27 protein-coding genes and 1 tRNA gene are annotated in these 23,051 nt (G+C 67.9%); 9 read left to right on the forward strand and 19 right to left on the reverse strand.

Translation table 11 applies throughout. The features are described from left to right. The first annotated feature begins 56 nt into the window (after positions 1-56). Positions 57-132 (forward strand) — tRNA-Ala (locus tag MAE01_RS09670). Positions 133-162: 30 nt separating this feature from the next. On the opposite strand, the gene MAE01_RS09675 is transcribed toward MAE01_RS09670, so the two are convergent. Both MAE01_RS09675 and MAE01_RS09680 read right to left on the reverse strand, forming a co-directional pair. Next, the gene (locus MAE01_RS09675) at positions 163-744 is read right to left on the reverse strand and encodes a nucleotidyl transferase AbiEii/AbiGii toxin family protein (RefSeq protein WP_147039348.1); all 582 of its coding nucleotides are present in this window, start codon (positions 742-744) and stop codon (positions 163-165) included. A 3-nt stretch (positions 745-747) separates the two neighbouring features. Continuing rightward, positions 748-1,323, reverse strand: a complete 576-nt coding sequence (locus MAE01_RS09680) for a helix-turn-helix domain-containing protein (RefSeq protein WP_147039349.1) — start codon at positions 1,321-1,323, stop codon at positions 748-750. Between the two features lie 192 nt (positions 1,324-1,515). On the opposite strand from MAE01_RS09680, the gene MAE01_RS09685 reads away from it, so the two are divergent. The 4 genes from MAE01_RS09685 (at position 1,516) to MAE01_RS09695 (ending at position 5,357) form a co-directional block, all read left to right on the forward strand. Beyond that, positions 1,516-2,667 (forward strand): calcium:cation antiporter, encoded by a 1,152-nt coding sequence (locus MAE01_RS09685; protein WP_147039350.1) that lies wholly within the window; start codon positions 1,516-1,518, stop codon positions 2,665-2,667. A gap of 425 nt (positions 2,668-3,092) precedes the next feature. Further along, the gene (locus MAE01_RS09690) at positions 3,093-4,769 is read left to right on the forward strand and encodes a sodium:solute symporter family protein (RefSeq protein WP_147039492.1); all 1,677 of its coding nucleotides are present in this window, start codon (positions 3,093-3,095) and stop codon (positions 4,767-4,769) included. After that, positions 4,769-4,900: a putative transporter small subunit gene (locus MAE01_RS16095; protein ID WP_222591669.1), complete on the forward strand. Its 132-nt coding sequence runs from the start codon at positions 4,769-4,771 to the stop codon at positions 4,898-4,900. Before MAE01_RS09690 ends, MAE01_RS16095 begins: the two co-directional genes overlap by 1 nt. A gap of 109 nt (positions 4,901-5,009) precedes the next feature. Continuing rightward, a complete protein-coding gene (locus MAE01_RS09695) occupies positions 5,010-5,357 on the forward strand; it encodes a cupin domain-containing protein (RefSeq protein ID WP_267901854.1) in 348 nt (115 codons plus the stop codon). 7 nt (positions 5,358-5,364) lie between these two features. Here MAE01_RS09695 and MAE01_RS09700 read toward each other — a convergent pair whose 3' ends face one another. Genes MAE01_RS09700 through MAE01_RS09710 form a run of 3 tightly spaced genes read right to left on the reverse strand, consistent with a single transcriptional unit; the run spans position 5,365 to position 8,505 of the window. Further along, positions 5,365-6,942, reverse strand: a complete 1,578-nt coding sequence (locus tag MAE01_RS09700; RefSeq protein WP_147039351.1) for a tripartite tricarboxylate transporter permease — start codon at positions 6,940-6,942, stop codon at positions 5,365-5,367. Then, a complete protein-coding gene (locus MAE01_RS09705; protein ID WP_186806196.1) occupies positions 6,935-7,480 on the reverse strand; it encodes a tripartite tricarboxylate transporter TctB family protein in 546 nt (181 codons plus the stop codon). Before MAE01_RS09705 ends, MAE01_RS09700 begins: the two co-directional genes overlap by 8 nt. Beyond that, a complete protein-coding gene (locus MAE01_RS09710) occupies positions 7,477-8,505 on the reverse strand; it encodes a Bug family tripartite tricarboxylate transporter substrate binding protein (protein WP_147039353.1) in 1,029 nt (342 codons plus the stop codon). The genes MAE01_RS09705 and MAE01_RS09710 overlap by 4 nt, the downstream gene beginning before the upstream one ends. Before the next feature lie 155 nt (positions 8,506-8,660). On the opposite strand from MAE01_RS09710, the gene MAE01_RS09715 reads away from it, so the two are divergent. Beyond that, positions 8,661-10,253 carry an ATP-binding protein gene (locus MAE01_RS09715; RefSeq protein ID WP_229718167.1) on the forward strand — a complete coding sequence of 531 codons (1,593 nt, stop codon included), beginning with the start codon at positions 8,661-8,663 and terminating at the stop codon, positions 10,251-10,253. Further along, the gene (locus MAE01_RS09720; RefSeq protein ID WP_147039354.1) at positions 10,250-10,933 is read left to right on the forward strand and encodes a response regulator; all 684 of its coding nucleotides are present in this window, start codon (positions 10,250-10,252) and stop codon (positions 10,931-10,933) included. The genes MAE01_RS09715 and MAE01_RS09720 overlap by 4 nt, the downstream gene beginning before the upstream one ends. 34 nt (positions 10,934-10,967) lie before the next feature. On the opposite strand, the gene MAE01_RS15975 is transcribed toward MAE01_RS09720, so the two are convergent. The 12 genes from MAE01_RS15975 to rplU form a co-directional block, all read right to left on the reverse strand. Further along, a complete protein-coding gene (locus MAE01_RS15975) occupies positions 10,968-11,267 on the reverse strand; it encodes a DUF2188 domain-containing protein (protein WP_186806197.1) in 300 nt (99 codons plus the stop codon). Beyond that, positions 11,260-11,433 (reverse strand): hypothetical protein, encoded by a 174-nt coding sequence (locus MAE01_RS15980; RefSeq protein ID WP_186806205.1) that lies wholly within the window; start codon positions 11,431-11,433, stop codon positions 11,260-11,262. The genes MAE01_RS15975 and MAE01_RS15980 overlap by 8 nt, the downstream gene beginning before the upstream one ends. Positions 11,434-11,531: 98 nt before the next feature. Then, positions 11,532-12,221 (reverse strand): SDR family oxidoreductase, encoded by a 690-nt coding sequence (locus MAE01_RS09725; RefSeq protein ID WP_147039355.1) that lies wholly within the window; start codon positions 12,219-12,221, stop codon positions 11,532-11,534. 1 nt (position 12,222) lies between these two features. After that, entirely contained in the window at positions 12,223-12,606 is a 384-nt protein-coding gene (gene rsfS / locus MAE01_RS09730) for a ribosome silencing factor (protein WP_147039356.1), read from the reverse strand. Then, entirely contained in the window at positions 12,606-13,670 is a 1,065-nt protein-coding gene (locus tag MAE01_RS09735; protein WP_147039357.1) for a hypothetical protein, read from the reverse strand. Before MAE01_RS09735 ends, rsfS begins: the two co-directional genes overlap by 1 nt. Beyond that, positions 13,667-14,269 carry a nicotinate-nucleotide adenylyltransferase gene (gene nadD, locus MAE01_RS09740; RefSeq protein WP_147039358.1) on the reverse strand — a complete coding sequence of 201 codons (603 nt, stop codon included), beginning with the start codon at positions 14,267-14,269 and terminating at the stop codon, positions 13,667-13,669. The genes MAE01_RS09735 and nadD overlap by 4 nt, the downstream gene beginning before the upstream one ends. 5 nt (positions 14,270-14,274) lie before the next feature. Beyond that, positions 14,275-14,499: a hypothetical protein gene (locus MAE01_RS09745; RefSeq protein ID WP_147039359.1), complete on the reverse strand. Its 225-nt coding sequence runs from the start codon at positions 14,497-14,499 to the stop codon at positions 14,275-14,277. Positions 14,500-14,551: 52 nt separating this feature from the next. After that, positions 14,552-15,805 (reverse strand): glutamate-5-semialdehyde dehydrogenase, encoded by a 1,254-nt coding sequence (locus MAE01_RS09750; protein WP_147039360.1) that lies wholly within the window; start codon positions 15,803-15,805, stop codon positions 14,552-14,554. A gap of 30 nt (positions 15,806-15,835) precedes the next feature. Next, a complete protein-coding gene (proB, locus tag MAE01_RS09755; protein WP_147039361.1) occupies positions 15,836-16,624 on the reverse strand; it encodes a glutamate 5-kinase in 789 nt (262 codons plus the stop codon). Then, a complete protein-coding gene (obgE, locus tag MAE01_RS09760; protein ID WP_147039362.1) occupies positions 16,621-18,132 on the reverse strand; it encodes a GTPase ObgE in 1,512 nt (503 codons plus the stop codon). The genes proB and obgE overlap by 4 nt, the downstream gene beginning before the upstream one ends. Positions 18,133-18,202: 70 nt before the next feature. Continuing rightward, positions 18,203-18,460 (reverse strand): 50S ribosomal protein L27, encoded by a 258-nt coding sequence (gene rpmA / locus MAE01_RS09765; protein WP_147039363.1) that lies wholly within the window; start codon positions 18,458-18,460, stop codon positions 18,203-18,205. A gap of 17 nt (positions 18,461-18,477) precedes the next feature. Continuing rightward, on the reverse strand, positions 18,478-18,786 hold the full coding sequence (rplU, locus tag MAE01_RS09770) for a 50S ribosomal protein L21 (protein ID WP_067200357.1): 309 nt from the start codon (positions 18,784-18,786) through the stop codon (positions 18,478-18,480). Between the two features lie 215 nt (positions 18,787-19,001). Here rplU and MAE01_RS09775 point away from each other — a divergent pair, with 215 nt between their 5' ends. After that, entirely contained in the window at positions 19,002-19,271 is a 270-nt protein-coding gene (locus MAE01_RS09775; protein ID WP_147039364.1) for a DUF4031 domain-containing protein, read from the forward strand. Here MAE01_RS09775 and MAE01_RS09780 read toward each other — a convergent pair. Beyond that, the gene (locus MAE01_RS09780) at positions 19,233-21,662 is read right to left on the reverse strand and encodes an Rne/Rng family ribonuclease (protein ID WP_147039365.1); all 2,430 of its coding nucleotides are present in this window, start codon (positions 21,660-21,662) and stop codon (positions 19,233-19,235) included. The genes MAE01_RS09775 and MAE01_RS09780 overlap by 39 nt on opposite strands. Positions 21,663-21,941: 279 nt before the next feature. On the opposite strand from MAE01_RS09780, the gene MAE01_RS09785 reads away from it, so the two are divergent. Continuing rightward, positions 21,942-22,559: a vitamin K epoxide reductase family protein gene (locus MAE01_RS09785; protein WP_147039366.1), complete on the forward strand. Its 618-nt coding sequence runs from the start codon at positions 21,942-21,944 to the stop codon at positions 22,557-22,559. Positions 22,560-22,634: 75 nt separating this feature from the next. Here MAE01_RS09785 and ndk read toward each other — a convergent pair whose 3' ends face one another. Continuing rightward, positions 22,635-23,051, reverse strand: a complete 417-nt coding sequence (gene ndk / locus MAE01_RS09790; protein WP_147039367.1) for a nucleoside-diphosphate kinase — start codon at positions 23,049-23,051, stop codon at positions 22,635-22,637.

The following is a 23,051-nucleotide window of genomic DNA, read 5'->3' on the forward strand; positions in this document are numbered from 1 at the left end:
CCGCTGCGCGTGTTGTATTCTTTTCAAGTTGCCCCGCTCACCCGGGGAAACGAGATGGGCCTGTGGCGCAGCTGGTAGCGCACCTGCATGGCATGCAGGGGGTCAGGGGTTCGAGTCCCCTCAGGTCCACCATTCTCGGCATCACAAGCCTTCGTCACCGCGTCAGAGATCGATACGGCCCGGCGACGGAACCTCCGTCGGCAGGCCACCGGCAAGGATGCGCTCGACGATGCCGACAGCCCGATCCTCAAGCCCGTCACCCGGGTAGAAGTCCTCGTAGAGCTCCTCCGCCTCGGCGAGCGTCGTAATGTCGCAGAGCGCAAGCAGCTGGCGGATGTCATCTACGTCACGGCCCGGCCGGTTGGCGCGAAGCTTCATCGCGAGCAGCGCCTCTTTCGACGCCACCTGGATGACGACACCGTCTCGGTCGTAGATGGTCTCCCACTCGACGGTGCGACGCCCGAAGGTCGGAACAGAATCCGCATTCTCTACAGCGAAGTTGAACCATCCTTCATCCCACCCACGCCGGACACCGACACGAGATGCCGCAGCAAGCACGGCGTCATTGCTTCCCGGCTGGACGTGAAGGGAATCGAGGTCATTCGTCGCCCGGCGCTCGAAGTATCGGATCGCCAGGGCTGCGCCGCCGACGAGACGTATGCCTACGCTCTCTCCGGCACCCTGCAGTTCGGCGATGAGGTCGCGTAGCCCCGTCAACAGATCGCTTCGGTCAAACAATGTCATGGTTCACACACTCGCAAGCGTGTCACCCCAGAGCAGAACGCCGCGCTTCGCGAACGGAGCAGGCACATCGGAAAGCGCAGGGATGGGGTCTGCGGGATCGATGTCGAGCGTGCGCGGCTCGCGGAGAATTCGTTTCGGATCATCCACCCAGCTCGGAGTCGGCAGCCCGTCCTCACTGAGCCGCAGATCAACGAGCGCTGCGAGGGCAGCATCCCATGCGAGATCACCGGTCGATTCTGGTTCGGCAAGGCCCAGCACCCCGCGGACGAGTCCATGCTCTGCAACGAGGTTGTCGCTGAGCTGGATGAACGCACGAAGGGCGCTGTGCTTGTCGCCGACACGTAGGTAACCGCGGATCTCGCCGCCGATCGTGGCCGCGTCGTCGCGTCGGGTAGGCGCCGAGTACAACCGATGTCCAGCACCGCCGAGAAGCCGGGCGACCGTACTGAACTCAGCGTCACGCCCGCGCTCGAATCGGGAGACGCTCGCCTGGTCGACATCGGTCCGGTCGGCGAGCGCACTCTGCGTAAGGCCGAGGCTCTTGCGCGCAGCACGCACGAGTGTGGATGCAGCGACCATGACATCACCTCCAAATATGTTCCTGGCGTCATATTCTACCGCAGGCGTCGGCTGCTCGCTCATCTCGCGAAGACAGCAAATCCCGTATCATCAAGGCTGGCGACCGCGAGTCGGCGGCCGACATTCTCTGATCGTGAGGGACGACCCTCCCGAACACCTCACACGGGGACGGCCCCGCAAGGAGTTCCGGCCATGTCCCCCATTGGCAGCCTGAAACGGCTGATCTCGGCATCCGATATCGCACGGATCGCACTCGGCTGGGGCGCGTTCGGCGCCCTGTTGCTCGCCCATCCCCTGCTCACAGCTCCCGTCCCCGCGCCGCTGCTGGTCATCGCGCTCACGATCATCGTCGCCGTGATCCTCATCTGCGCGTTCGGCGTGGTCAAGCAGGCCGAGGCGCTCGCGCACCGCCTGGGAGACCCGTACGGCTCGCTCGTGCTGACCTTGTCGATCGTGCTGATCGAGGTGATCCTCATCTCGGCGGTGATGCTCGGACCCGGTGAGCACGCCACGATCGCCCGCGACTCCGTCATGGCGGTGTCGATGATCATCCTGAACCTCGTGATCGGCCTCGCGCTGCTGCTCGGCGGCATCCGTCACCGCGGCATGGCGCACAACCGCACCGGCACGTCCGCGTATCTCGCGATGCTCGTGGTCCTCACAGCGCTCGCCTTCGCCCTGCCCGCGCTCATCGGGCAGGACGGCGCCTACACGTCGGCGCAGTCGATCCCCGTGGTCATCCTCACCGTGCTGCTGTACGGGTTCTTCCTGTTCCGCCAGATGGGCGCGCAGGCCGCCGACTTCACTGAGGTGGACGAACGCGTGGTGCGACGCACGTCGAGCTCGGCGGACGCCGGAGAACACAGCATCCGCGACACCCTTCGCGTGCACCGCACCGAAGTCATCGTGCGGCTCGCCGTGCTCGTCGTGACCGTCATCCCCATCGTCCTGCTCTCGCACGACATGGCAGCGCTCCTCGACGACGGCCTCGGCCGCCTCGGCGCGCCCACGGCCCTCGCCGGCGTCCTGATCGCCGCGATCGTGTTCCTTCCCGAATCGATCACCGCGATCCGCGCCGCGCTCGGCGGTGAGATCCAGCGTGTCGTGAACCTCTGCCACGGGGCGCTGGTCTCCACGGTCGGGCTGACCATCCCGGCCGTGCTCGTCATCGGGATGCTCACGGATCAGACCGTGATCCTCGCCGAGGCACCGGCCGACCTGATGCTGCTCGGCGTGACGCTGCTGCTCTCACTGACGACCTTCGCGGCGAAGCGCGTGACGGCGATGCACGGCGCGACGCACCTGGCGGTTTTCGCCGTCTACGTCCTCGTCCTCTTCCGCTGAAATCGGGCCCGGTCGGGACTTCCCTGAGAGATTGCTATGGTGGAAAGGATGCTCGTGCCCGCATGAGCAGGGAGCGCACTGCGCGCTCGCACGCGAAGCGCGCCTGACTGCGCGCTCACCGCAATCACTCGAATCCCGCTGAGGATGCACCGACGTTCGGTGCGCCCGGAACGCGGACGACCGGAAAGGAGCCGCACCCCGGGCCTCTCGTCTGTGCGCTGCCATGCGCCTCAGTGGTCCAGGTTCGTTCGCCATGCTGACAGCTTCAGATCCCTCGATGTCCACCTGCCCGTCCACCTCCTTCTCCCCCACTTAGCGAACGCTTTCTCCTTCCCCAGGCGGCTCACGCCGCATCCAGACGAGAAAGTGAGAAACATCCGGTGGGCGACCTCCAAACACTCTCAGGACCGATCGTGGTCCTGCTCATGCTGCTGTTCTTCGGCGGCAGCCTGTACATGTCGATCCGCATCTCCCGCAAGAAGGAGAACGCCGACGGCTACATGACCGGCGGCGGCAAGATCGGATTCGGCATCTCCGCCGCATCCATGACCGCCACCTGGATCTGGGCCTCCTCCATGTACGCCTCGGCCACGTCCGGCTACACCTACGGCATCTCCGGCCCCATCCACTACGGACTCTGGGGCGCGCTGATGATCCTGCTCATCTACCCCTTCGGGCGCCGCATCCGAAAGGTCGCGCCGAAGGCCCACACGATCGCCGAGGTCATGTTCGCCCGGCACGGACGCTCGAGCCAGCTCATGCTCGCCGGATCCAACGTGCTCGGCAGCCTCATCAGCCTGACCTCGAACCTCATCGCGGGTGGCGCGCTGGTCGCGATGCTGTCGCCGTTCACGTTCACGCAGGGCATCGTCGCGATCGCGGTCGGCGTGCTCGCGTACACCCTCTGGTCGGGATTCCGCGCCTCGGTGCTGACCGACTTCGCGCAGGTCCTCGCGATGCTGGGCGCGGTGGCGATCATCATCCCGGTGATCTTCTTCGCGGCCGGTGGCCCCGACCTCTTCGTCGAGGGAGCAAAGAACCCGACCCCGCAGCAGGGCGACTTCTTCTCCTCTGACGCGTTCTTCAACCAGGGCGCGCCGTACATCGCAGCCGTGCTCGCGTACGCGATCGGCAACCAGACCATCGCACAGCGCCTCTTCGCGGTGCGCGAGGACCTGATCAAGAAGACGTTCGTCACCGCGACCGTCGGGTACGGCGCCACCATCATCGGGGTCGGGATGCTGGGCGTCATCGCCCTGTACGCCGGGATCGAGCCGATGGGCGGCGACGTCAACAACCTCATCCCGCAGATGGCGGCGACCTACCTCAGCCCGATCCTGATCTGCGTGTTCTTCGTCATGATCATCGGTTCGCTCTCGTCGACGGCGGATGCCGACATGACGGCGCTGTCGTCGATCATGATGGCCGACATCTACGGCCAGAACATCGCAGGCAAGAAGAATGCCAACCCGAAGACGATGCTGCTGGTGGGACGCCTGACGATGGTCGGGGCGACCGCCGCCGCGCTGTGCTTCGCGTCGATGCAGTTCAACATCCTCGACCTGCTGGTGTTCGTCGGTGCGATGTGGGGCGCGCTGGTGTTCCCGGTGATCGCGAGCTTCTACTGGAACCGCGTCACCAATGTCGCCTTCAGCGTCGCGGTCGTTGCCGCCCTCGCAGCGTTCCTGCCGGTGCGCTTCGAGTGGGTGGACCTCTCCGGCGGTCTCGGGATCGCCAGCGACGTGCTGTCGGTGATCGGCATCGGCGTCGTGCTCGGGCTGATGTCGTTCGGCTTCTTCGGTCTTCGCGTCGCTGTGATCGTCGGCGCCGTGGCGAGCGTGGCATCCGCTCCGTTCGCGATCGGGTTCCTGCACACGTATCCGGTGCTGTCCGGATCGCTGGTCGCCTACGCGGTCAGCACGATCGTGTGCGCCGGCATCACGATGCTGAACAAGGACAAGCGGTTCGACTTCTCCGTCATCCGGCACCGCACGGGCGACTTCGACACCGCTGAGACCGAGATCATCGGCGAGGCGGAGAGCGTCGTGCACGGCGCCGACGTCGACCGCTCCGCCACAACGTCCACCGGAAAGGAGCAGTGATGGACCCGCTCATGCTGACCGTCTATGTACTCATCTGGCCAGTGATCGTCATCGGCACCCTCGTCGTGATCATCCGGGCGTTCGCAAAGGACGCCCGAGAGGCCAAGAAGGAAGGTCGTCAGATCATCTGATGACGCCCGGGAGAGGGCGGCAGCCGGTTCACTCCGGCTGCCGCCCTCTTGCATTCAGCACCTTCGATGCGAGGATGGCAGGGACGTCGCTCGCCGAAAGGAGCAGATCGTGACCGGATCACCCCTGACGCACACGAATCTCACGGAGCTCGAGGAGAGGCTCCTCGACAAGGCCCGCGAATCGAGCTCCCGCCGGGCAGCCGAGACGCTCTACGGAGGTCGTGACGCGGTGCTGCGACAGACCGCCATGGCGCTGCTCGACGAAGCCGAGCTCCCCGAGCACGACAGTCCGCCGGAGGCGACGCTGCAGGTGCTCAGCGGCCACCTGCGGCTGACCGGTCAGGGCCGGTCCTGGGAGCTCAGCGCCGGGGACATCATGCCCATCCCACCGGAGCGGCACAGCGTCCTCGCGCGGGAAGACAGCTTCTTCCTGCTGACGGTGCGCCGCTCCGTGTGAACCGACCCTATCGCTCGCGCAGCTGGTCGGCGATCTCCTCGTCGACCGTGCGGATCGTCGCGGTGTCGACATCCGCCAGCGCGGCCTCGAATCGTGCCTGACGGCGCTTGAGCCAGACGCCGAGTACGATGATCACCACCATGGCCGAGTAGATCACGATCGACACGGGGCTCTGCACGAGGTACAGCGGGTCGCCCTGGCTGATCGCCATGGCCTTGCGCAGCTGCTCCTCCGCCATCGGACCGAGGATGGCGCCGACGACCATGGGCGACACCGGGTAGCCGTGCCTGCGCATGAAGAAGCCGATGATCCCGAGCAGCAGCAGCACGCCGATGTCGAACACCGTGAAGTTCGCCGCGTATGCGCCGAGCCCGGCGAAGACCAGGATCCCCGCGTACAGGTACGGACGCGGGATCTGTAGCACCTTCGCCCACATGCCCACCAGCGGCAGGTTGAGGATGATGAGCACGACGTTGCCGATGTAGAGGCTCGCGATCAGCGCCCACACGAGCGCCGGCTGGCTGTCGAACAGCAGCGGCCCCGGACGGATGCCATACGTCTGGAATGCCGAGATGATGATGGCGGCGGTCGCCGTGGTCGGCAGGCCCAGGGTCAGCAGCGGCACGAGCACGCCGGCCGCTGCCGCGTTGTTCGCCGCCTCAGGACCAGCGACGCCCTCGATCGCGCCCTTGCCGAACTGCTTGCGATAGGGCTCCTTCGTGAGGCGCTTCTCGGTCGCGTACGACAGGAACGTCGCCACATCCGCACCGCCGGCCGGGATCGACCCGATCGGGAACCCGATCGCCGTGCCGCGCAGCCACGGCTTCCAGGACCGCTTCCAGTCGCTCTTCTTCATCCACGAACGCCAGCTTCCGGACACCGGGATGATCGGCAGCGCGCCACTGCGCAGGCGGGAGCCGACGTAGAGCGCCTCACCGACCGCGAACAGCCCGACGGCCACGATCACGACGTCGATGCCGTCGCCGAGGTTCGGGATGCTGAAGGTGAAGCGCGCCTGGCCGGTGAGGGTGTCGGTGCCGACGAGCCCCAGGAACAGGCCGATCGCCAGCGACACGATGCCGCGGATCGGACTCGCACCCAGCAGAGCGCCGACGGTGAGGAAGGCGACGATCATCAGCGCGAAGTAGTCGCCGGGCCCAAGGGTGACCGCGAAGTCGGCGATGAACGGCGCGAACAGCGTGAGCAGTCCCGTCGCGATGGTGCCGGCGATGAACGAGCCGATCGCCGCAGTCGCGAGCGCGGCGGTGGCACGTCCCATGCGCGCCATCTTGTTGCCCTCCAGGGCCGTGACGATCGACGCCGACTCCCCCGGAGTGTTCAGCAGGATCGAGGTCGTGGATCCGCCGTACATGCCGCCGTAGTAGATGCCGGCGAACATGATGATCGCACTGGTGACGTCGAGCGTGTACGTCAGTGGCAGCAGCAGAGCCACCGTCATCGCCGGCCCGATGCCGGGGAGCACGCCGACAGCGGTGCCGAGCAGCACTCCGACGAACGCGAACAGCAGGTACTGCGGCTGCAGCGCGGTCGCGAAGCCGTCCATGAGCAGTTGCAGACTATCCACCGAACACCCCCGGGAGGATCGTGCCGAACGGCGGCAGGGAGAGCCCCAGCAGCGTACCGAACAACAGCTGCGTCACAACCCCGAGGCCGACGCCGATGATCAAGGTGCGCCACCAGCTCCCAGCTCCCAGCGCGAGCGAAGCGCCGGTGAACAGCACCACCACCGCCACCGGCCATCCCGCGATCGGGATGACGATCATGAGCGAGGCGAACGCCAGAGCGAGCAGCACGACGGTCTTCCACGACGTGCGCGCCTCTGTGTCGACGTCTTCGCCCTCATCCGGCGCACCGACATCGCCGCGCAGGACCGCGATGAACGCCGCAAGGGATGACAGCAGCATCAGACCGGTCACGGCGTAGGGAACCACACGCGCGCCGAGCACGTTCGACGATCCCATCGGCTCGCGGATGAACCCGGTCATCACCAGCGCGACGACGGAGAACACCAGGATCACCCCGATGAAGGCGAGCTCACCGAACCTGCGCGAGCGCGGGGCGCCGGCCGCAGCCGACGCCCCTGGAATGACGGGATCCGTCATTCGATGAGTCCGATCGTCTTCAGCGTCTCCTGCGTCGTCGCGATGTCGCCCTCCAGGAAGCTGGAGAACTCGTCGCCGATCAGGAACGCATCGGTCCATCCGTTCGTCTCGAGGATGCTCGTCCACGACTCGCTGTCGTGCGCCGCCGTGACGAGTTCCTCGAGCGCCGTCTTCTCATCGTCGGAAATGCCGCCGGGAGCGATGAGTCCGCGCCAGTTCGTGACGACGAGGTCGATGCCCTCATCGGTCAGTGTCGGGGCGTCGGGGAGCAGTTCGGCCGGCTCATCGGACGAAACGGCCAGCGCCTTGAGCTCGCCGGCCTCCACCTGCTGCGCGAACTCGCCGACTCCGGAGATCCCGGCCTGCACCTGGCCGCCGAGCAGTAGTGTGAGCGCCTCGCCGCCACCGGAGTTGGCGATGTAGTTGAGCGTGTCCGGAACGTCTGCGGCCTCCACTCCGGCACCGATCAGCAGCTGGGCGGCGAGGATGTGGTCGATGCCGCCGGCGGATCCGCCGGTGATCGCCATCGCGGCGCCCTCCTCCGCCCAGGCGTCGACGAAGTCCTCGATGGTGTCGTACGGGCTGTCCTTCGGCACCACGACGACGAGCGGCTCCTCGGTCAGCTTCGCGATCGGCGTCATCTCTTCGATGCGCACGTCCGAAGCGTTCGTCTCCACGGCTCCGACCATGACGCTGCCGGTGATCATGAGGGTGTTGGGGTCGGTCTCGGTCGCGAGCGACGCGAGTCCGACGGTTCCGCCGGCGCCACCGATGTTCGTGACCGGCGCGGACGACACGAGCGACTCATCGCTCAGCGTCTGCGCGAACGCCCGCGCGGTCTGGTCCCACCCGCCGCCGGGATCGGCGGGGGCGATCACCGCGGCGCTGTCGATCGCGGCCGCGCCACCATCGCCGTTCGCGCTGCCTCCTGGTGACGAACCGGTGCACGCTGCCAGGGACATGGCCGCGACGCCGAGAACGGCCACTGCGGCCAGACGGGTGCGGATGCGGATGTGCTGTGTCATGAACTCCTCCTCGAGTCCTCTCCGGCGTCGATGCCGGGTGCGGGTTCGGCGAGCCTATGACGGGTGCAGGACCGGCCTCGGGTTGTGTTCAGCACGGGAGGTTTTGGTCATTACGTACCCGGAGCGGTGCCGAGCCGGTCGAATAGCATGGGAGCGTGGTGAAGGCGATGACGCTCCGCACGCAGCTCGTGCTGCTGCAGGTGTTCATCGTGCTCGCCATCGTGCTCACCGTTGGCCTTGCGGCCATGCTCATGCAGGAGCGACAGATCCGCGAGGCATCGCAGGAGCGCATGATCGCGGTCGCGCAGTCCGTGGCCCAGCTGCCCACGATCGTCGACGCATACGACGACGCCGATCCCGCTGCGGTCATCCAGCCCATCGCAGAGCTCATCCGCGACTCGTCGAACGTCGCCTACGTCGTCGTGACGGACGACGAGGGCATCCGGTTCTCGCACCCCAATCCGGAGCGCATCGGCGAACCGGTCTCGACCGATCCGAGCGTCGCGCTGGCCGGTGACATGTATGTCGGCACCCAGACCGGCACGCTCGGCGAGTCGTGGCGTGTGAAGGTGCCGGTCTTCGATGCCGACGGCGACGTGATGGGACAGGTTTCGGTCGGCATCCTGGAGTCCGCGCTCCGGGAGGACTTCTTGGGCGACATCACCGGCTTCCTGCTCGCGCTGGGCGCGGCAACCGTCGTCGGAGTCGTCGCCGCGACGGGCGTCGCGCGCATCGTGCGCCGCCGGATCTACGGTCTCGAGCCCGACGAGATCCGCGGGCTTCTCGAGACGCGCGAGGCGACACTGCACGGCATTCGCGAAGGCATGCTCGCTCTCGACGAGCGCGGCGACGTCTCGCTGTGCAATGACTCGGCGGCGCGCCTGCTGGGCCTCGGATCGCCGGCCGAGGCGATCGGCCGTCCGGCATCCGAACTGCTCGACGATCTGACCGCGCTCATCGCGGATTCGAGCGGTGACGACTCCACTCCGCAGCGCCTGGTGCTCTCCGGAGAGCGCGTGCTGGTCGCACGGGCCGCCGCGGTGCGAGTGCAGGACCGGCGTGTGGGCACCGTCGTCACTCTGATGGACCGCACCGAGCTCGACCAGGCGCTGCGGGACCTCGCCGGCGCCCAGAGCCTCGCGGAGGGCCTGCGCGCACAGCAGCACGAGTTCTCGAACACCCTGCACACGATCGGCGGGCTGATCGAGCTCGGCGAGTTCGATGCCGCCAGTCGTGTCATCGAACGTGCCGGCGACGGGGGCGCGCTGAGCCACCTGGATGCCCCGGACGGCGTACAGGACATCGAGCTCGCCGCGATCCTGCTGGCCAAGCGCGCACGCGCACGCGAACTCGGCGTCGACCTCATCGTCTCGGACGCGGGGCGTCTGCCGTCCGGTCCCGCGGACGGCGATCTGAGCACGGTGGTCGCCAACCTAATCGAGAACGCCCTGGATGCTGCCGGCCGCGGCGGCCACGTCAGCGTGGCGATCGAACGGGATGCCGGCGGTGACACGACCATCCTCGTGGAGGACGACGGGCCCGGGGTGCCGATCGAGCATCGCGGCGACGTCTTCCGTCTCGGCTATTCGACCAAGAGCGACGACCGGCAGCGCGGGTACGGACTCACGCTGGTGGCGCGGATCGTCGAACGACGCGGCGGAACGGTGGAGCTCTCCCCCGCGACGGCCGGCGGTGCGCGCTTCGCCGTGCGGCTACCGGCCGCGGAGCGTGTCGGGGTGCCGACATGAACAGGCTTCGTACTCTGATCGTCGAGGACGACTTCGCGGTCGCGCACGTCACCAGGGGCTTCGTGGAACGGCATCCGCACTACGAGGTCGTCGGCGTCGCCCCGACGGGCGCCGAGGCCCTGCGCGCACTGAGTGAGCAACGACCGGATGTCATGCTCCTGGACGTGTACCTGCCGGACATGTCCGGCATCGACGTGCTGCGCCGGCTCAGAACGGCGGGCGGCCATGTCGAGGTGATCGCGGTCACGGCCGCGCGCGATCTCGAGACCGTCCGCCGCGCTCGCGCGCACGGTGTGCATCACTATGTCGTCAAGCCGTTCCCCATGCAGACGCTGCACGAGCGACTGGACGACGTCCGCCGCACTCTTGCGCGCGACGCCGAGCTGGGCGACACCGGCGAACTCGATCAGGTCACCGTCGACGCCCTGATGCGGCGCGATGCGGTCGCGCTCGCCGGGCAGCGCAAGGGCGTCTCCAGGGCCACGCTGCAACGCGTCGCCGACACCATGGGACGTCACGGTCAGTCCGTCTCCGCCAGCGAGCTCGCCGAGACGCTGGGGATGTCCAGGGTGAGCGCACGACGCTATCTGGAGCGCCTCGTCGAGTCGGGCCTCGCCGCAAGCACCCCCACGTACGGCGGCGTCGGCAGGCCGGAACTGCGTTACCGGCTGCGCGCCTGATCCGACGGAGGGCCTGATCGGCCGGAGTGCCTGATCAGCCGGAGGGATTGTCCAGCGGCATCCCGTTCTCGTCGGTCGTATCAGGGAGCGGGCTGTCCGTCTCCTTGTGTCCCACGACTGCCGGTGCGTCGTCAGCATCGCCGCCGTCGCCGATGCCGCCGGTCGGCTCCGGCTCCTCGACACTGTGCCGGGTGCCGCGCTCGGAGGCGAAGCTCGCGCCGGCGACCACGGCCTCCTCACGGCTGCTGAAGCTCAGCGAGTTCTCCGGTTCGCCCTCGACATGGTTGACCCACTGGCCGTTCTTCGAGCGCGTGATCACATCTCCGTCAGCCATCGGCTTCCTCCGTCGTGTCTTCGCCTTCTGCCTGCGATGGGTGCCCGTCGAGCGCCGGATCCGGGTGCTGGCCTGCGCGTGCGGGATCCTCACCCTCCGCCTGCGAGGGATGCCCGCCGTCCGCGCCGGGCGTCTCGTGCGGGCGATGCTCGTCCATCTCATCCATGGGTCAGCCTCCTTGGTTCGACTGATCCCACGCTAGGTCGCAGCTAGCAGCCGTTCGAGGGCCTTGCGCGCCTTCCGGCGAAGAGGTAGACCGCGGTGTCAGACGCCGGGGCGCACCGACAGGTCGGTGATCTGCGCGTCGCGCGGCAGGTCGAGTGCCGTGAGGATGGTCGTCGCGACGGATTCCGGGTCGATGAAGCGCTCCGGGTCGTATTCCGCGCCCTCCTGCTGGTGCACCCGCTCCTGCATCCCCGTCGCCGTGCGTCCGGGGAAGACCGACGTCACGCGGACGCCGTTCTCGGCCTCTTCCGCGCGCAACGCATCGGCGAGAGCCTTCAGACCGTGCTTGGATGCCGCGTACGCCGCCCAGTCCGCATTGGCGCGGAGCCCCGCGCCGGAGTTCACGAACAGCACCTGCCCGCGCGAGACCCGGAGCATCGGCAGCAAGAGTCTGGTGAGCTCGGCCGGGGCGAGCAGGTTGACTGCAAGCTGCCGTTCCCAAACCGCCAGCGGAAGGTCGGCCACAGGACCGAGATCCACGACACCGGCCACGTGCACGAGCGTGTCGATGCGATCCGGAAGATGCTGCTTCGAGAACGCCCATGACAGCCGACCCGGCTGCGCCAGGTCGCCGACCAGCGTCGAGGCCCCCGGGAACTGTGCGGCGACCTCGCGTGCGCGTCCGGCGTCGCGGACCAGCAGCACGAGCTCATCGCCGCGTTCATGAAGACGACGCGCCACCGCGGCGCCGATACCGGCGCCCGCACCGGTGACCAAGTGCACCGTCATGTCAGGAAGAGGATTCCGCCGCAGCCTCGGTGAGCTCGATCGGGACGACCGGGCAGTCCTTCCAGAGGCGCTCGAGACCGTAGTAGACCCGCTCCTCGCCGTGGAAGACGTGCACGATCAGATCGCCGAAGTCCAGCAGCACCCAGCGGGCCTCTGTGCGGCCCTCTCGGCGCACGCGCTTGTGACCGGCTTCGCCCAACCGGTCCTCGACCTCGTCGGCGATTGCGGCGACGTTGCGCTCACTGTTACCGGTGACCAGCAGGAAGATGTCGACCAGGGGCAGCGGCTCCGACACGTTCAGCGCGACGAGATCCTCACCGCCCTTGGAAACAGCGGCGTCTGCGGCGATCTTGAGCATCGCCTCGGCATTCTCAGGTGATTGCATCATCCCAGCACATTCGTTGTAAATGCGACGATGAGCGCGGCAGCGACGAGCAGAGCGAGCCCGCCTGCCGTGATCGCCAAAGTCAGCATGAGCCTGTTGCCCTTGTCGGGCGCCGGCGGTCGGATGACCTCACCGGCAGGTTTGATGGTGCTGACCGCAGAGCTGGCTGCGATCGGCGTGGGCGAGGATGCCGGCGGCAGCTCGCCGTCGATGAGGACGGCGTCGATGTCCTTGCCGTCGGTGGTGCCGTGCGCATGCCCCCGCGACCCCATGCCCCGCGGCAGTTCGTAGCTGCCGGTGATGAGCACCTCACCGGTCGAGGCGACGGGCCCGGACAGCGATCCCTCACCCGGGTGCGTGAAGATGAGCGTGTTCGGCGCACGGTGCGACCCAGAGGATCCCGTCGTGATCAGCTCGTCGAACGAGGGCGTGAACTCCGGGACCTCGGACTGCTCGCCGAGCAGCTGACGCCCGAAGGCCGGGCTGACGACGGGGCGCTCCCCCGTGGCGACGGGTTCTGCGACCGGGAGTTCATCGTGGTCTTCGTCGGAATCGTCGTGCTCGGACTCGGTATCGAACGGGAACCCGGCTTCGGTCTCTGCCTCGGTCTCGTCGGCATCCGTGGCCTCAGCGACGGAGGCCTCATCCTCGGGGGCCTGCGAGGCTTCCCCGGCGTGCTGCGTTGCTGCTTCTGCGGGCACCGGTGCGAAGACCGGCACGCCGGAGACCAGGTCCTCGGACGGCGCGCTGTCCTCTTCCTGGTCCGCTGGAGCCGACTCGGCCGGTTCGATCAGCGGAACGGATGCCGTGCGGATGCGCTCCTGCGCGCGGGCCTGACGGCGCGTCAGCGGCGCGGAGGCGTCGTCAACCGCTGCGGGCGCGGGCGGCACGTCTGCAGGTTCCGCAGCGCGCGGCAGAGGCGCTGCCGGGGCCTGCTCGGCTGCCGCCTTCGCAGCTGCCGCGGCTTCGTCCGCTCCGATGACCGGCGTGGCGCCGGTGAGGCGGATCTCCCGCAGCTGCTTGCGGGTCAGCGGCTGGTTGCCCTGCTGATCCGATGTGCTCATGCCTTGCTCCGATACAGATGATGCTTCGCGATGTACTGGACGACCCCGTCGGGAACGAGGTACCAGACCGGCTGATCGTCGCTCACACGCTCACGGCATGCCGTCGACGAGATCGACAGCGCCGGCACCTCGAGCTGGCTGACGTTGTCGCTCGGGAGGCCATCCGTGCTCAGAACGTGTCCTGGACGGGAGACCGCGACGAAGTGGGCCAGCTCCCACAGTTCATCATGGTCCCTCCAACTGAGAATTTGCGCCACGGCGTCGGCGCCGCTGATGAAGAACAGCTCGGCGTCGGGACGCTGCTGCTTCAGATCGCGGAGCGTGTCGATCGTGTAGGTGGGGCCTTCGCGGTCGATGTCGACGCGACTCACTGTGAACTGCGGGTTGGATGCCGTGGCCACCACCGTCATCAGGTAGCGGTGCTCACTGGGGGTGACGTTCGACTTCTGCCAGGGGTGGCCGGTCGGGACGAAGACGACCTCGTCGAGGTCGAAGGAATGCGCGACCTCACTCGCCGCGACCAGGTGCCCGTGGTGGATCGGATCGAACGTCCCGCCCATCACTCCGATCCGGGGGGCACGCGTGGCCGTCGTCTCCATACGCCTTAGTGGCCGTGCCCTGCCCCATGGCCGTCGGCGCCATGCTTCTGCGCCCAGGCCTCGGCCTTGGCGGAGTGACGGTTGGCGACGTGACGGTACGAGAACGTGACGAGCCCCAGCACTGCGAACAGAGCCGCGGCGATCAGCCCGAAGATGAGTGTCTCCAGCGCGACGTTTCCGTGGTGCTCTGTTTCAGCGGCTGCCATCGCAATGTGTGCGACGAGGTTCATCCTGACTCCGTTTCGTGACCGGGTGCGAGTAGACGCGCACCCATCCTATCGCTCAGCCGCGCGTCTGACCCGCCCCACGCGCCAGCCACTTCGTGCTGGTCAGCTCCGACAGCCCCATCGGGCCTCGGGCGTGGAGCTTCTGCGTCGAGATGCCGACCTCCGCGCCGAAACCGAATTCGCTGCCATCCGTGAAGCGCGTGGATGCGTTGGCCATGACGACGGCGGAATCCACCTCGGCGAGGAAGCGCTCGGCATTGCGCGAATCGGTTGTCACGATCGACTCGGTGTGACCGGTGCTGTACTTGCGAATGTGGGCCAGCGCGTCGTCGAGCGTGTCGACGACCTTCATCGCGACGTCGAGGCTGAGGTACTCCGTCGCCCAGTCCTCCTCGGTCGCGGGGATGACGTTGCTCATGAGGCCGACGACCATGTCATCGCCGTGCACCGCCACGCCCTCGCTCTGCAGGGCGCTCGCCACCAGCGGCACCAGCCGCGGTGCCGCTTGCCGGAGCACGAGCACGGTCTCGACGGCGTTGCAGACGCTCGGCCGCTGCACCTTGGCGTTGACCACGATCTCGCGAGCCCAGTCGTCCGGGGCGGATTCGTCCAGCACGATGTGCACGTTGCCCGCGCCGGTCTCGATGACGGGCACCGTCGATTCGGTGACGACCGTCTCGATGAGGGCGGCGCTGCCGCGGGGAACCAGCACGTCGATGAGGCCGCGCCCGTGCATCAGTGCCTTGGCGCCGTCGCGCCCGAAGTCGTCGACGGTCTGCACCGCCTCCGGTGTGATGCCGGCGCTCTCGAGCGCATCCCGCATGACCTGCACGAGCACGGTGTTCGATTCGCGGGCGGCGCTGCCGCCGCGCAGTACGCTCGCGTTGCCCGAGCGGAGCGCGAGCGCCGCGATGTCGACGGTGACGTTGGGGCGTGCTTCGTAGATGGCTCCCACGACGCCGAAGGGCACGCGCACCTGCTCGAGGTTCACTCCGTTCGGCATCCGGTGTCCTCCGATGACCTGACCGACCGGGTCGTGCAGCGCGGCGATCTCGCGGACGGCGGATGCCAGCGCGGAGACGCGGGTGCCATCGAGGCGGAGACGATCGATCAGGGCATCCCCGATGCCGTTCTGACGACCGTTCTCGATGTCGCGGGCGTTGGCGGCGATGATCGTCTCGGCGTTCTCCTCGAGCGCCACGGCGATGCCTTCGAGCGCACGGCCCTTCTCATCGCTGGTCAGACGAGCGGTGGCTCGCGACGCCTCCTTGGCGCGCTCCAGCCGGTCCTGCGGAGATTCGGTGGTCACTCGTTCAGCTTACGAGATCCAGCCGTGCTGTTACGCGGTGACGGCCGGCTCGAACCAGGTGCCGATCTCCTCGCCGTTCAGCGCCCGGTCCACCAGATCCGCGCTCGTCACGAGCGCTCCGATCCCGGATGCCGCGGCGAGGCGCGCGGCAGAGGCCTTCGTGGCCGCTCCGCCGGTGCCGACACTGTTGACGACCGTCGCGCCGAACTCGAGGCCGGCGAGATCGGCATCGGCCTTGATGATGTCGATCGGCTCGGCCGTCGGATCCGTCGGCGGCTTCGTGTAGAGGCAGTCGACGTCGCTGAGGAGCACCAGGGCGTCGGCCTGGATCAGCTGCGCCACGAGAGCGGCGAGTCGGTCGTTGTCTCCGAAGCGGATCTCCTGCGTGGCGACCGTGTCGTTCTCGTTCACGATCGGCAGGATGCGCAGTCCGAGCAGACGCTCCATGGCGCGGCGCGCGTTGCTGCGCGAGGTCGAGTTCTCGAGGTCGCCGGTGGTGAGCAGCACCTGTCCCGCGACGATCCGGAACGGTCGCAACGCCTCCTGGTACCGGTAGACGAGCACGTTCTGCCCCACTGCTGCAGCAGCCTGCTGGGTCGCGAGGTCGGTGGGCCTGGCATCCAGGTCGAGGAACGGGATGCCGGTGGCGATGGCACCGGAGGAGACCAGCACGATCTCGCATCCGCGCGCGTGCGCGCTCGACAGCGCGTGCACGATCATCGGGATCCGCCAGGAGGACTCGCCGCTGATCGACGACGAGCCGACCTTCACGACGATACGGGCGGCGCCGGCCAGGTCGGCACGGGTTCGCGCTGTCACGCGTCGTCCCCGTCGAAGTCCTGTCCCGCCGTGGCCCGGCGCTTCTCGTCCTGCTCGGCACGGAAGGCTGCCCTGGCATCCATCCGCTCGTAGTACTGCTCGCGGCGCTCACCCGTCGTCCTGCGCGCGTTCGGAGCGAGGCGGGGGTCGGTGCCGCGCGGTGCGGTCGCGAGTTCGGCGGCAGAGCGCATAGAGGGCTCCCAGTCGAAGATGAGCCCCTCGCCCTCGCCGATGACGACGGTCGCGCCCGGTGTCGCCCCGACGCGGAACAGCTCGTCCTCGACGCCGAGGCGCTCGAGGCGGTCGGCGAGGTAGCCGACGGCCTCTTCGTTCTGGAAATCGGTCTGCTGCACCCAGCGCACCGGCTTCTCGCCGAGGATGCGGTAGAACGTGCCGTACGAGCCGCCATCGATGCGGATGGTGAACGGCTTCTCGGCACCGCGAGGGCGGATGACGACGCGCTCTGCCGGCGCCTCGACGGCGGTCTCGGCGCGGTGCTTCTCGACGATCTCACCGAGGGCGAACGTGAGGGGGCGGAGACCTTCGTGCGAGACGGTCGAGATGTCGAACACGCGGAAGCCGCGCTCTTCGAGCTCAGGGCGGACCAGGTCGGCGAGATCGCGCGCCTCTGGGACGTCGATCTTGTTCAGGGCGACGAGCTGAGGGCGCTCCAGCAGCGGTGTCTGCCCCTCCGGCACCTCGTAGGCGGCTAGCTCGGCGAGGATGACGTCGAGGTCGGAGATCGGGTCGCGACCCGGCTCGAGGGTTGCGCAGTCGAGCACGTGCAGGAGGGCGGAACAGCGCTCCACGTGCCGCAGGAACTCCAGACCCAGGCCACGGCCCTCGCTGGCGCCCTCGATCAGACCGGGCACATCGGCGACGGTGTAGCGCGCATCGCCGGCCTGCACGACGCCGAGGTTCGGGTGCAACGTGGTGAACGGGTAGTCGGCGATCTTCGGGCGCGCGGCAGAGATCGCGGCGATCAGGCTCGACTTCCCTGCGGAGGGATAGCCGACCAGAGCGACGTCTGCGACGGTCTTGAGCTCGAGGACGACATCGCCCTCGAAGCCGGGGGTTCCCAGCAGAGCGAAGCCGGGAGCCTTGCGCTTGGGGCTGGCCAGGGCAGCGTTGCCGAGCCCTCCTCGGCCGCCCTCGGCGATGACGAACCTGTCGCCCGGTGTGACCATGTCGAACAGGACGTCGCCGTCGGTGCTCTTGACGACGGTACCGACCGGAACCGGGAGCTCGAGGGTCTCGCCCTCGTAGCCGGAGCGGTGATCTCCCATGCCGAAACCGCCGTTGCCGGAGGAGCGGTGCGGCGAGTGGTGGTACGAGAGCAGGGTGCCGGTCTGTGTGTCGGCGACGAGGACGATGTCGCCGCCATCGCCTCCGTTGCCGCCGTCAGGACCGCCCAGCGGCTTGAACTTCTCGCGGTGCACCGAGACACAGCCGTTGCCGCCCTTGCCGGCGCGCAGATGCAGCGTCACCGTGTCGACGAACGTGACCATGTGGAACTCCCTGGATACGCGGACGGGGCGAGCCGAAGCCCGCCCCGAACCGGATGTCTTTGTGCTGCGATTACTGCGCAGCGGCGACGATGTTGACGACCTTGCGGCCGCCCTTCGCGCCGAACTCGACCGCGCCCGCCTCGAGAGCGAACAGCGTGTCGTCACCACCGCGGCCGACGTTGACGCCGGGGTGGAAGTGGGTGCCGCGCTGACGGACGATGATCTCGCCTGCGCTGACCTGCTGACCGCCGAAGCGCTTCACGCCAAGTCGCTGGGCGTTGGAATCACGACCGTTGCGGGTGGAGCTTGCGCCCTTTTTGTGTGCCATGTCCTAGCCTCTTCTGCTTACTTGATGCCGGTGATCTTGACGCGCGTGAGCTCCTGGCGGTGGCCCTGACGCTTCTTGTAGCCGGTCTTGTTCTTGTACTTCTGGATGACGATCTTCGGGCCGCGGAGGTTGCCGATGACCTCGGCGGTGACCTTGACCTTGGCCAGCTTGTCGGCGTCGGTGGTCACCGTGGCGCCGTCGACGAGGAGCACTGCGGGCAGTTCGATCTTCTCGCCCTGAGCAGCCTGAACACGATCGAGCTGAACGATCGTGCCGACCTCGACCTTCTCCTGCCGTCCACCGGCGCGCACTACTGCGTAAACCACTTGATACCTGTTTCGTTGGGGAGCGGGAAGCTCCGGAAATCTCACGGGAAGACTGTGCCTGCGTTCGTCGCAGGTCTGACGGATGCGAGCACAAGGCTGCAGCACGTCATCCTGTGGGGACGACTCAGCTCACGCACCAAGGGACTACTTTACCGGATCAGGGACACTCTCGCAAAGCGAAGCCAGCCCGTGTCGCCCGGCCGTAGGATCTCTGAGTGAGCGTACTGATCGACGACCCCATCTGGCCCGCACACGGACGTCTGTGGGCCCATCTGGTCAGTGACAGCAGCCTGGACGAGTTGCACGCCTTCGCGCGCACCAACGGCCTTCCCCCGCGGTCGTTCGACCGCGACCACTACGACGTCCCCGAAGAGGCACTCCCCCGTCTCATCGCCGCCGGCGCTGAGCACGTCGGCGGCAAGGAGCTGGTTCGACGACTGGTCGCCTCAGGACTCCGCGTCACCGCTCGGGAGCGGCGCGGGTGATGACGACACACTCACCGGGGTGCCGGTGAGCGCTGCAGTCGTCACGCGACGCCGGTTGCGCCCCTGACCGGGAGCCTTGGGCTCCGGAAGTGCGTCCAGCACCGAGTCGAGCAGCTGCTCCGCCTCGGTCTTGGGTGAGCTGTTGCGGTCGGAGCCGCGCTTGCGGCGCGGCTTCTTGGGCCGCTCCTGGGGCGTGGCCTGCTCCGGCTCGGCGACCGGGGGCACGTCGATGATCGTCTCGACGCTCGGCGCGAGCGTGGATGCCGCGATCTGGGCGAGCGCGGACTTCGCGCCCTCGGGGATGCCGTGGGCAACGGAGCTGGCCTGCTGAGCGTTCTGGTTCTGCTGACCGTTCCCGCCGCCTCGCTGGCGCCGGCTGCCGGACTGTCCTCCACCGCTGTTGTTCGAGCGGTGCTTGACGACGGGATCGTGGTGCACGATGACACCGCGGCCGGCGCAGACTTCGCACGCCTCGCTGAAGGTCTCCAGCAGGCCGAGGCCCAGCTTCTTGCGGGTCATCTGGACCAGACCGAGCGAGGTGACCTCTGCGACCTGGTGCTTGGTGCGGTCGCGGCTCAGGCACTCCACGAGGCGGCGCAGCACGAGGTCGCGGTTGGACTCGAGGACCATGTCGATGAAGTCGACGACGATGATGCCGCCGATGTCGCGCAGTCGCAGCTGACGGACGATCTCCTCCGCCGCCTCGAGGTTGTTCTTCGTGACGGTCTCTTCGAGGTTTCCGCCGGAGCCGACGAACTTGCCGGTGTTGACGTCGACGACCGTCATGGCCTCGGTGCGGTCGATCACGAGCGATCCGCCGGACGGCAGCCAGACCTTTCGGTCGAGAGCCTTCTCGATCTGCTCAGTGATGCGGAACGCGTCGAACGGGTCGACGTCGTCCTCGTAGGACTCGACGCGCTCGAGCAGATCCGGAGCGACGCTCTCGAGGTAGGCACGGATCGTCCGCTGCGACTCCTCGCCCTGGATGAGCATCTTCGTGAAGTCCTCGTTGAAGACGTCGCGGACGATCTTGACCAGCAGATCGGGCTCTGCGTGCAGCAGCGCGGGAGCCTGCTGGTTCTCGACCTGCTTCTGAATGTGCTCCCACTGCGAGGTGAGGCGCTGGACGTCGCGGGTCAGCTGGTCCTCGGTTGCGCCCTCGGCGGCCGTGCGGACGATGACGCCGCTGGACTCCGGGAGCACCTCCTTGAGGATGCGCTTCAGACGCGCGCGCTCGTTGTCGGGCAGTTTGCGGCTGATGCCGTTCATCGATCCGCCGGGCACGTACACGAGGTAGCGGCCTGGCAGCGAGATCTGGCTGGTGAGGCGGGCGCCCTTGTGGCCGACCGGGTCCTTGGTGACCTGGACGAGCACGCGGTCGCCCGGCTTGAGCGCGAGCTCGATGCGGCGGGGCTGGTTGCCGGTCTCGACGCCGTCCCAGTCGACCTCGCCGGAGTACAGCACGGCGTTGCGGCCGCGGCCGATGTCGACGAACGCGGCCTCCATGCTCGGCAGCACGTTCTGCACGCGGCCGAGGTAGACGTTGCCGATGAGTGACGCGTCCTGGTTGCGAGCCACGTAGTGCTCGACGAGCACGGCGTCCTCGAGCACGCCGATCTGCGTGCGGCCGTTCTTGGAGCGGACGACCATCTTGCGGTCGACGGACTCGCGGCGCGCAAGGAACTCTGCTTCGGTCACCACAGGGCGGCGGCGACCGGCATCACGGCCGTCGCGACGACGCTGCTTCTTGGCCTCGAGACGCGTCGAGCCCTTGATCGCCTTCGGCTCGGTGATGTACTCGACGGCGCGCTGGCGCTGACGCGGTTCGTCCCGCTGGTCGTCGCCGTCGCCGCTGCCACCGCGACGGCGGCGTCCGCGGCGTCCGGAGGACGAGTCATCCTGATCGGTGTCGCGGGTGTCACGGTCGCTGTCGCGGTCACGGTCGCGTCCGGGACGAGCCGGGAGCGGAGCGATCTCGGGCGCGTAGAAGTGCAGCTGCGTCGACACCCGCGAGACGAAGACCTCGGGGATGAGGCCGAGCGAGACCGCGGTCAGCGGCTCGGGCTCAGCCGGTTTCGCGGGCTTCTCGTCGGCCTTGGGCTCGGCGGCCGGCTCGGTGGCAGCGCCGGCCTCTGAACTCGCAGCGTCGGTCCCTGAGCTTGTCGAAGCGTCCGCCGGTGCTTCGACAGGCTCAGCATCCGGCTGGGTCGCAGCATCCGGCTCGGCCGCCGACTCGGCCTCAGCAGGCGACTCGGCTTCCACCGACTCGGCCTCGGCGGCAGCCGGAGAATCCGCCTGCGCGTCCGTCACCGCCGAAGCGCCCGGTGTTACCGGAGTCGCTGCGTTCTCGTCGAGGGTAGGGGCGTTGTTGTCATTCGTCTCATCGGCCATCTCTGGCGTACTCCCTGCGCGGGCACTGGGTGCCGCGAAATCTCGTGCGGCACCTGCGGTGCCGCGAACTCACTCGGTTTGCGACCGGCTCATGGCTCTGATCGCGAGGGGCATTGGACCCCGAAGTCTGCGTCGATGCGTAGAACGGCGGCGCCGAGCGGTGCATCACACGCCATTATCGCACCATGTCGCCCACTTCGTGGCATTCGGGGTTCCAACAGCCTGTTTCACCGGCCCGCTTCACGCCACATCCATAGCGGACGCTGAGATAATCCCGATATGAGCGAGCAGCGCACCCGCCCCGTGTTCTATGCCGTCTGGCTGATCATCGCCGGCGTCGTCGGCTGGTGGGCGGCGTTCCAGCTGACGCTCGACAAGTTCATCCAGCTCGCGAACCCCGACGCCGACCTCAGCTGCAACGTCAGCGTGATGATCCAGTGCGGCAAGAACCTCGGTTCCTGGCAGGGCGAGGTGTTCGGCTTCCCGAACCCGATCATCGGGCTCGCCGGCTGGATGGCGCCCATCGTGGTGGGCGTCGCCGTGCTCGCCGGCGCGCGCTTCCCCCGCTGGTTCTGGGCGACGTTCGGTGCCGGCATCCTGTTCGCCTTCGGCCTGGTCTGCTGGCTCATCGCTCAGAGCCTGTATGCGCCGAACCTCGGCGTGCTGTGCCCGTGGTGCATGCTCACGTGGGCGGTGACGATCCCGACTTTCTTCGCCACGGTGGTCCACCTGTTCCGCAACGGGACGCTCAGCCGCTCGGAGAAGGTGCAGGAGCGCGCCGGACGCCTGATGGCGTGGGTGCCGCTCGCGACGATCCTCGCGTACGCCGTCGTCATCCTGCTGGCGCAGCTGCGCGGCCTCGACCTGCTCGGCGAGGTCGTCGGAATGATCTTCTGAACAACGCAGAAGCCCGCCGGCTCCCGTGAGGGATGCCGGCGGGCTTCGTGGTCGGTCCCTGAGTCCGTCGAAGGGTCAGGAGAACCAGATGCCCAGCTCGCGCTGAGCGGACTCGGGGCTGTCGGAACCGTGGACGAGGTTCTGCTGCACAGCGAGGCCCCAGTCGCGGCCGAAGTCGCCGCGGATCGTTCCGGGGGCTGCCGTGGTCGGGTCTGTGGTGCCCGCCAGCGAGCGGAAGCCCTCGATGACGCGGTTGCCGGCGAGGCGGATCGCCACGGACGGGCCGGACATCATGAACTCGAGCAGCGGCTCGTAGAACGGCTTGCCCTCGTGCTCGGCGTAGTGGGCGGCGAGGCGGTCGCGGTCGGGCTCGACCAGGCGGATGTCGACGAGCGCGTAGCCCTTTGCCTCGATGCGGGCCAGGATCGAGCCGGTGAGGCCGCGGGCGACGCCGTCGGGCTTGACGAGGACGAGGGTTTCTTCGGTGGCCAT

It is taken from the genome of Microbacterium aerolatum, from assembly GCF_007988825.1.
Classification (GTDB): Bacteria; Actinomycetota; Actinomycetes; order Actinomycetales; family Microbacteriaceae; genus Microbacterium; species Microbacterium aerolatum.

Coding starts and splice junctions, on each gene's coding strand:
- MAE01_RS16095 (WP_222591669.1), top strand. CDS start 4,769: ATGGACCCGCTCATGCTGACCGTCTATGTACTCATCTGGCCAGTGATC.
- rsfS (WP_147039356.1), bottom strand. CDS start 12,606: ATGCAATCACCTGAGAATGCCGAGGCGATGCTCAAGATCGCCGCAGAC.
- rpmA (WP_147039363.1), bottom strand. CDS start 18,460: ATGGCACACAAAAAGGGCGCAAGCTCCACCCGCAACGGTCGTGATTCC.
- MAE01_RS09690 (WP_147039492.1), top strand. CDS start 3,093: ATGCTGCTGTTCTTCGGCGGCAGCCTGTACATGTCGATCCGCATCTCC.
- MAE01_RS09705 (WP_186806196.1), bottom strand. CDS start 7,480: ATGACGGATCCCGTCATTCCAGGGGCGTCGGCTGCGGCCGGCGCCCCG.
- MAE01_RS09675 (WP_147039348.1), bottom strand. CDS start 744: ATGACATTGTTTGACCGAAGCGATCTGTTGACGGGGCTACGCGACCTC.
- MAE01_RS09680 (WP_147039349.1), bottom strand. CDS start 1,323: ATGGTCGCTGCATCCACACTCGTGCGTGCTGCGCGCAAGAGCCTCGGC.
- MAE01_RS09745 (WP_147039359.1), bottom strand. CDS start 14,499: ATGAACCTCGTCGCACACATTGCGATGGCAGCCGCTGAAACAGAGCAC.
- MAE01_RS09735 (WP_147039357.1), bottom strand. CDS start 13,670: ATGAGCACATCGGATCAGCAGGGCAACCAGCCGCTGACCCGCAAGCAG.
- ndk (WP_147039367.1), bottom strand. CDS start 23,051: ATGGCCACCGAAGAAACCCTCGTCCTCGTCAAGCCCGACGGCGTCGCC.
- MAE01_RS09785 (WP_147039366.1), top strand. CDS start 21,942: ATGAGCGAGCAGCGCACCCGCCCCGTGTTCTATGCCGTCTGGCTGATC.
- MAE01_RS09710 (WP_147039353.1), bottom strand. CDS start 8,505: ATGACACAGCACATCCGCATCCGCACCCGTCTGGCCGCAGTGGCCGTT.
- obgE (WP_147039362.1), bottom strand. CDS start 18,132: ATGGTCACGTTCGTCGACACGGTGACGCTGCATCTGCGCGCCGGCAAG.
- MAE01_RS15980 (WP_186806205.1), bottom strand. CDS start 11,433: ATGGATGAGATGGACGAGCATCGCCCGCACGAGACGCCCGGCGCGGAC.
- MAE01_RS15975 (WP_186806197.1), bottom strand. CDS start 11,267: ATGGCTGACGGAGATGTGATCACGCGCTCGAAGAACGGCCAGTGGGTC.
- MAE01_RS09720 (WP_147039354.1), top strand. CDS start 10,250: ATGAACAGGCTTCGTACTCTGATCGTCGAGGACGACTTCGCGGTCGCG.
- MAE01_RS09725 (WP_147039355.1), bottom strand. CDS start 12,221: ATGACGGTGCACTTGGTCACCGGTGCGGGCGCCGGTATCGGCGCCGCG.
- nadD (WP_147039358.1), bottom strand. CDS start 14,269: ATGGAGACGACGGCCACGCGTGCCCCCCGGATCGGAGTGATGGGCGGG.
- MAE01_RS09780 (WP_147039365.1), bottom strand. CDS start 21,662: ATGGCCGATGAGACGAATGACAACAACGCCCCTACCCTCGACGAGAAC.
- MAE01_RS09685 (WP_147039350.1), top strand. CDS start 1,516: ATGTCCCCCATTGGCAGCCTGAAACGGCTGATCTCGGCATCCGATATC.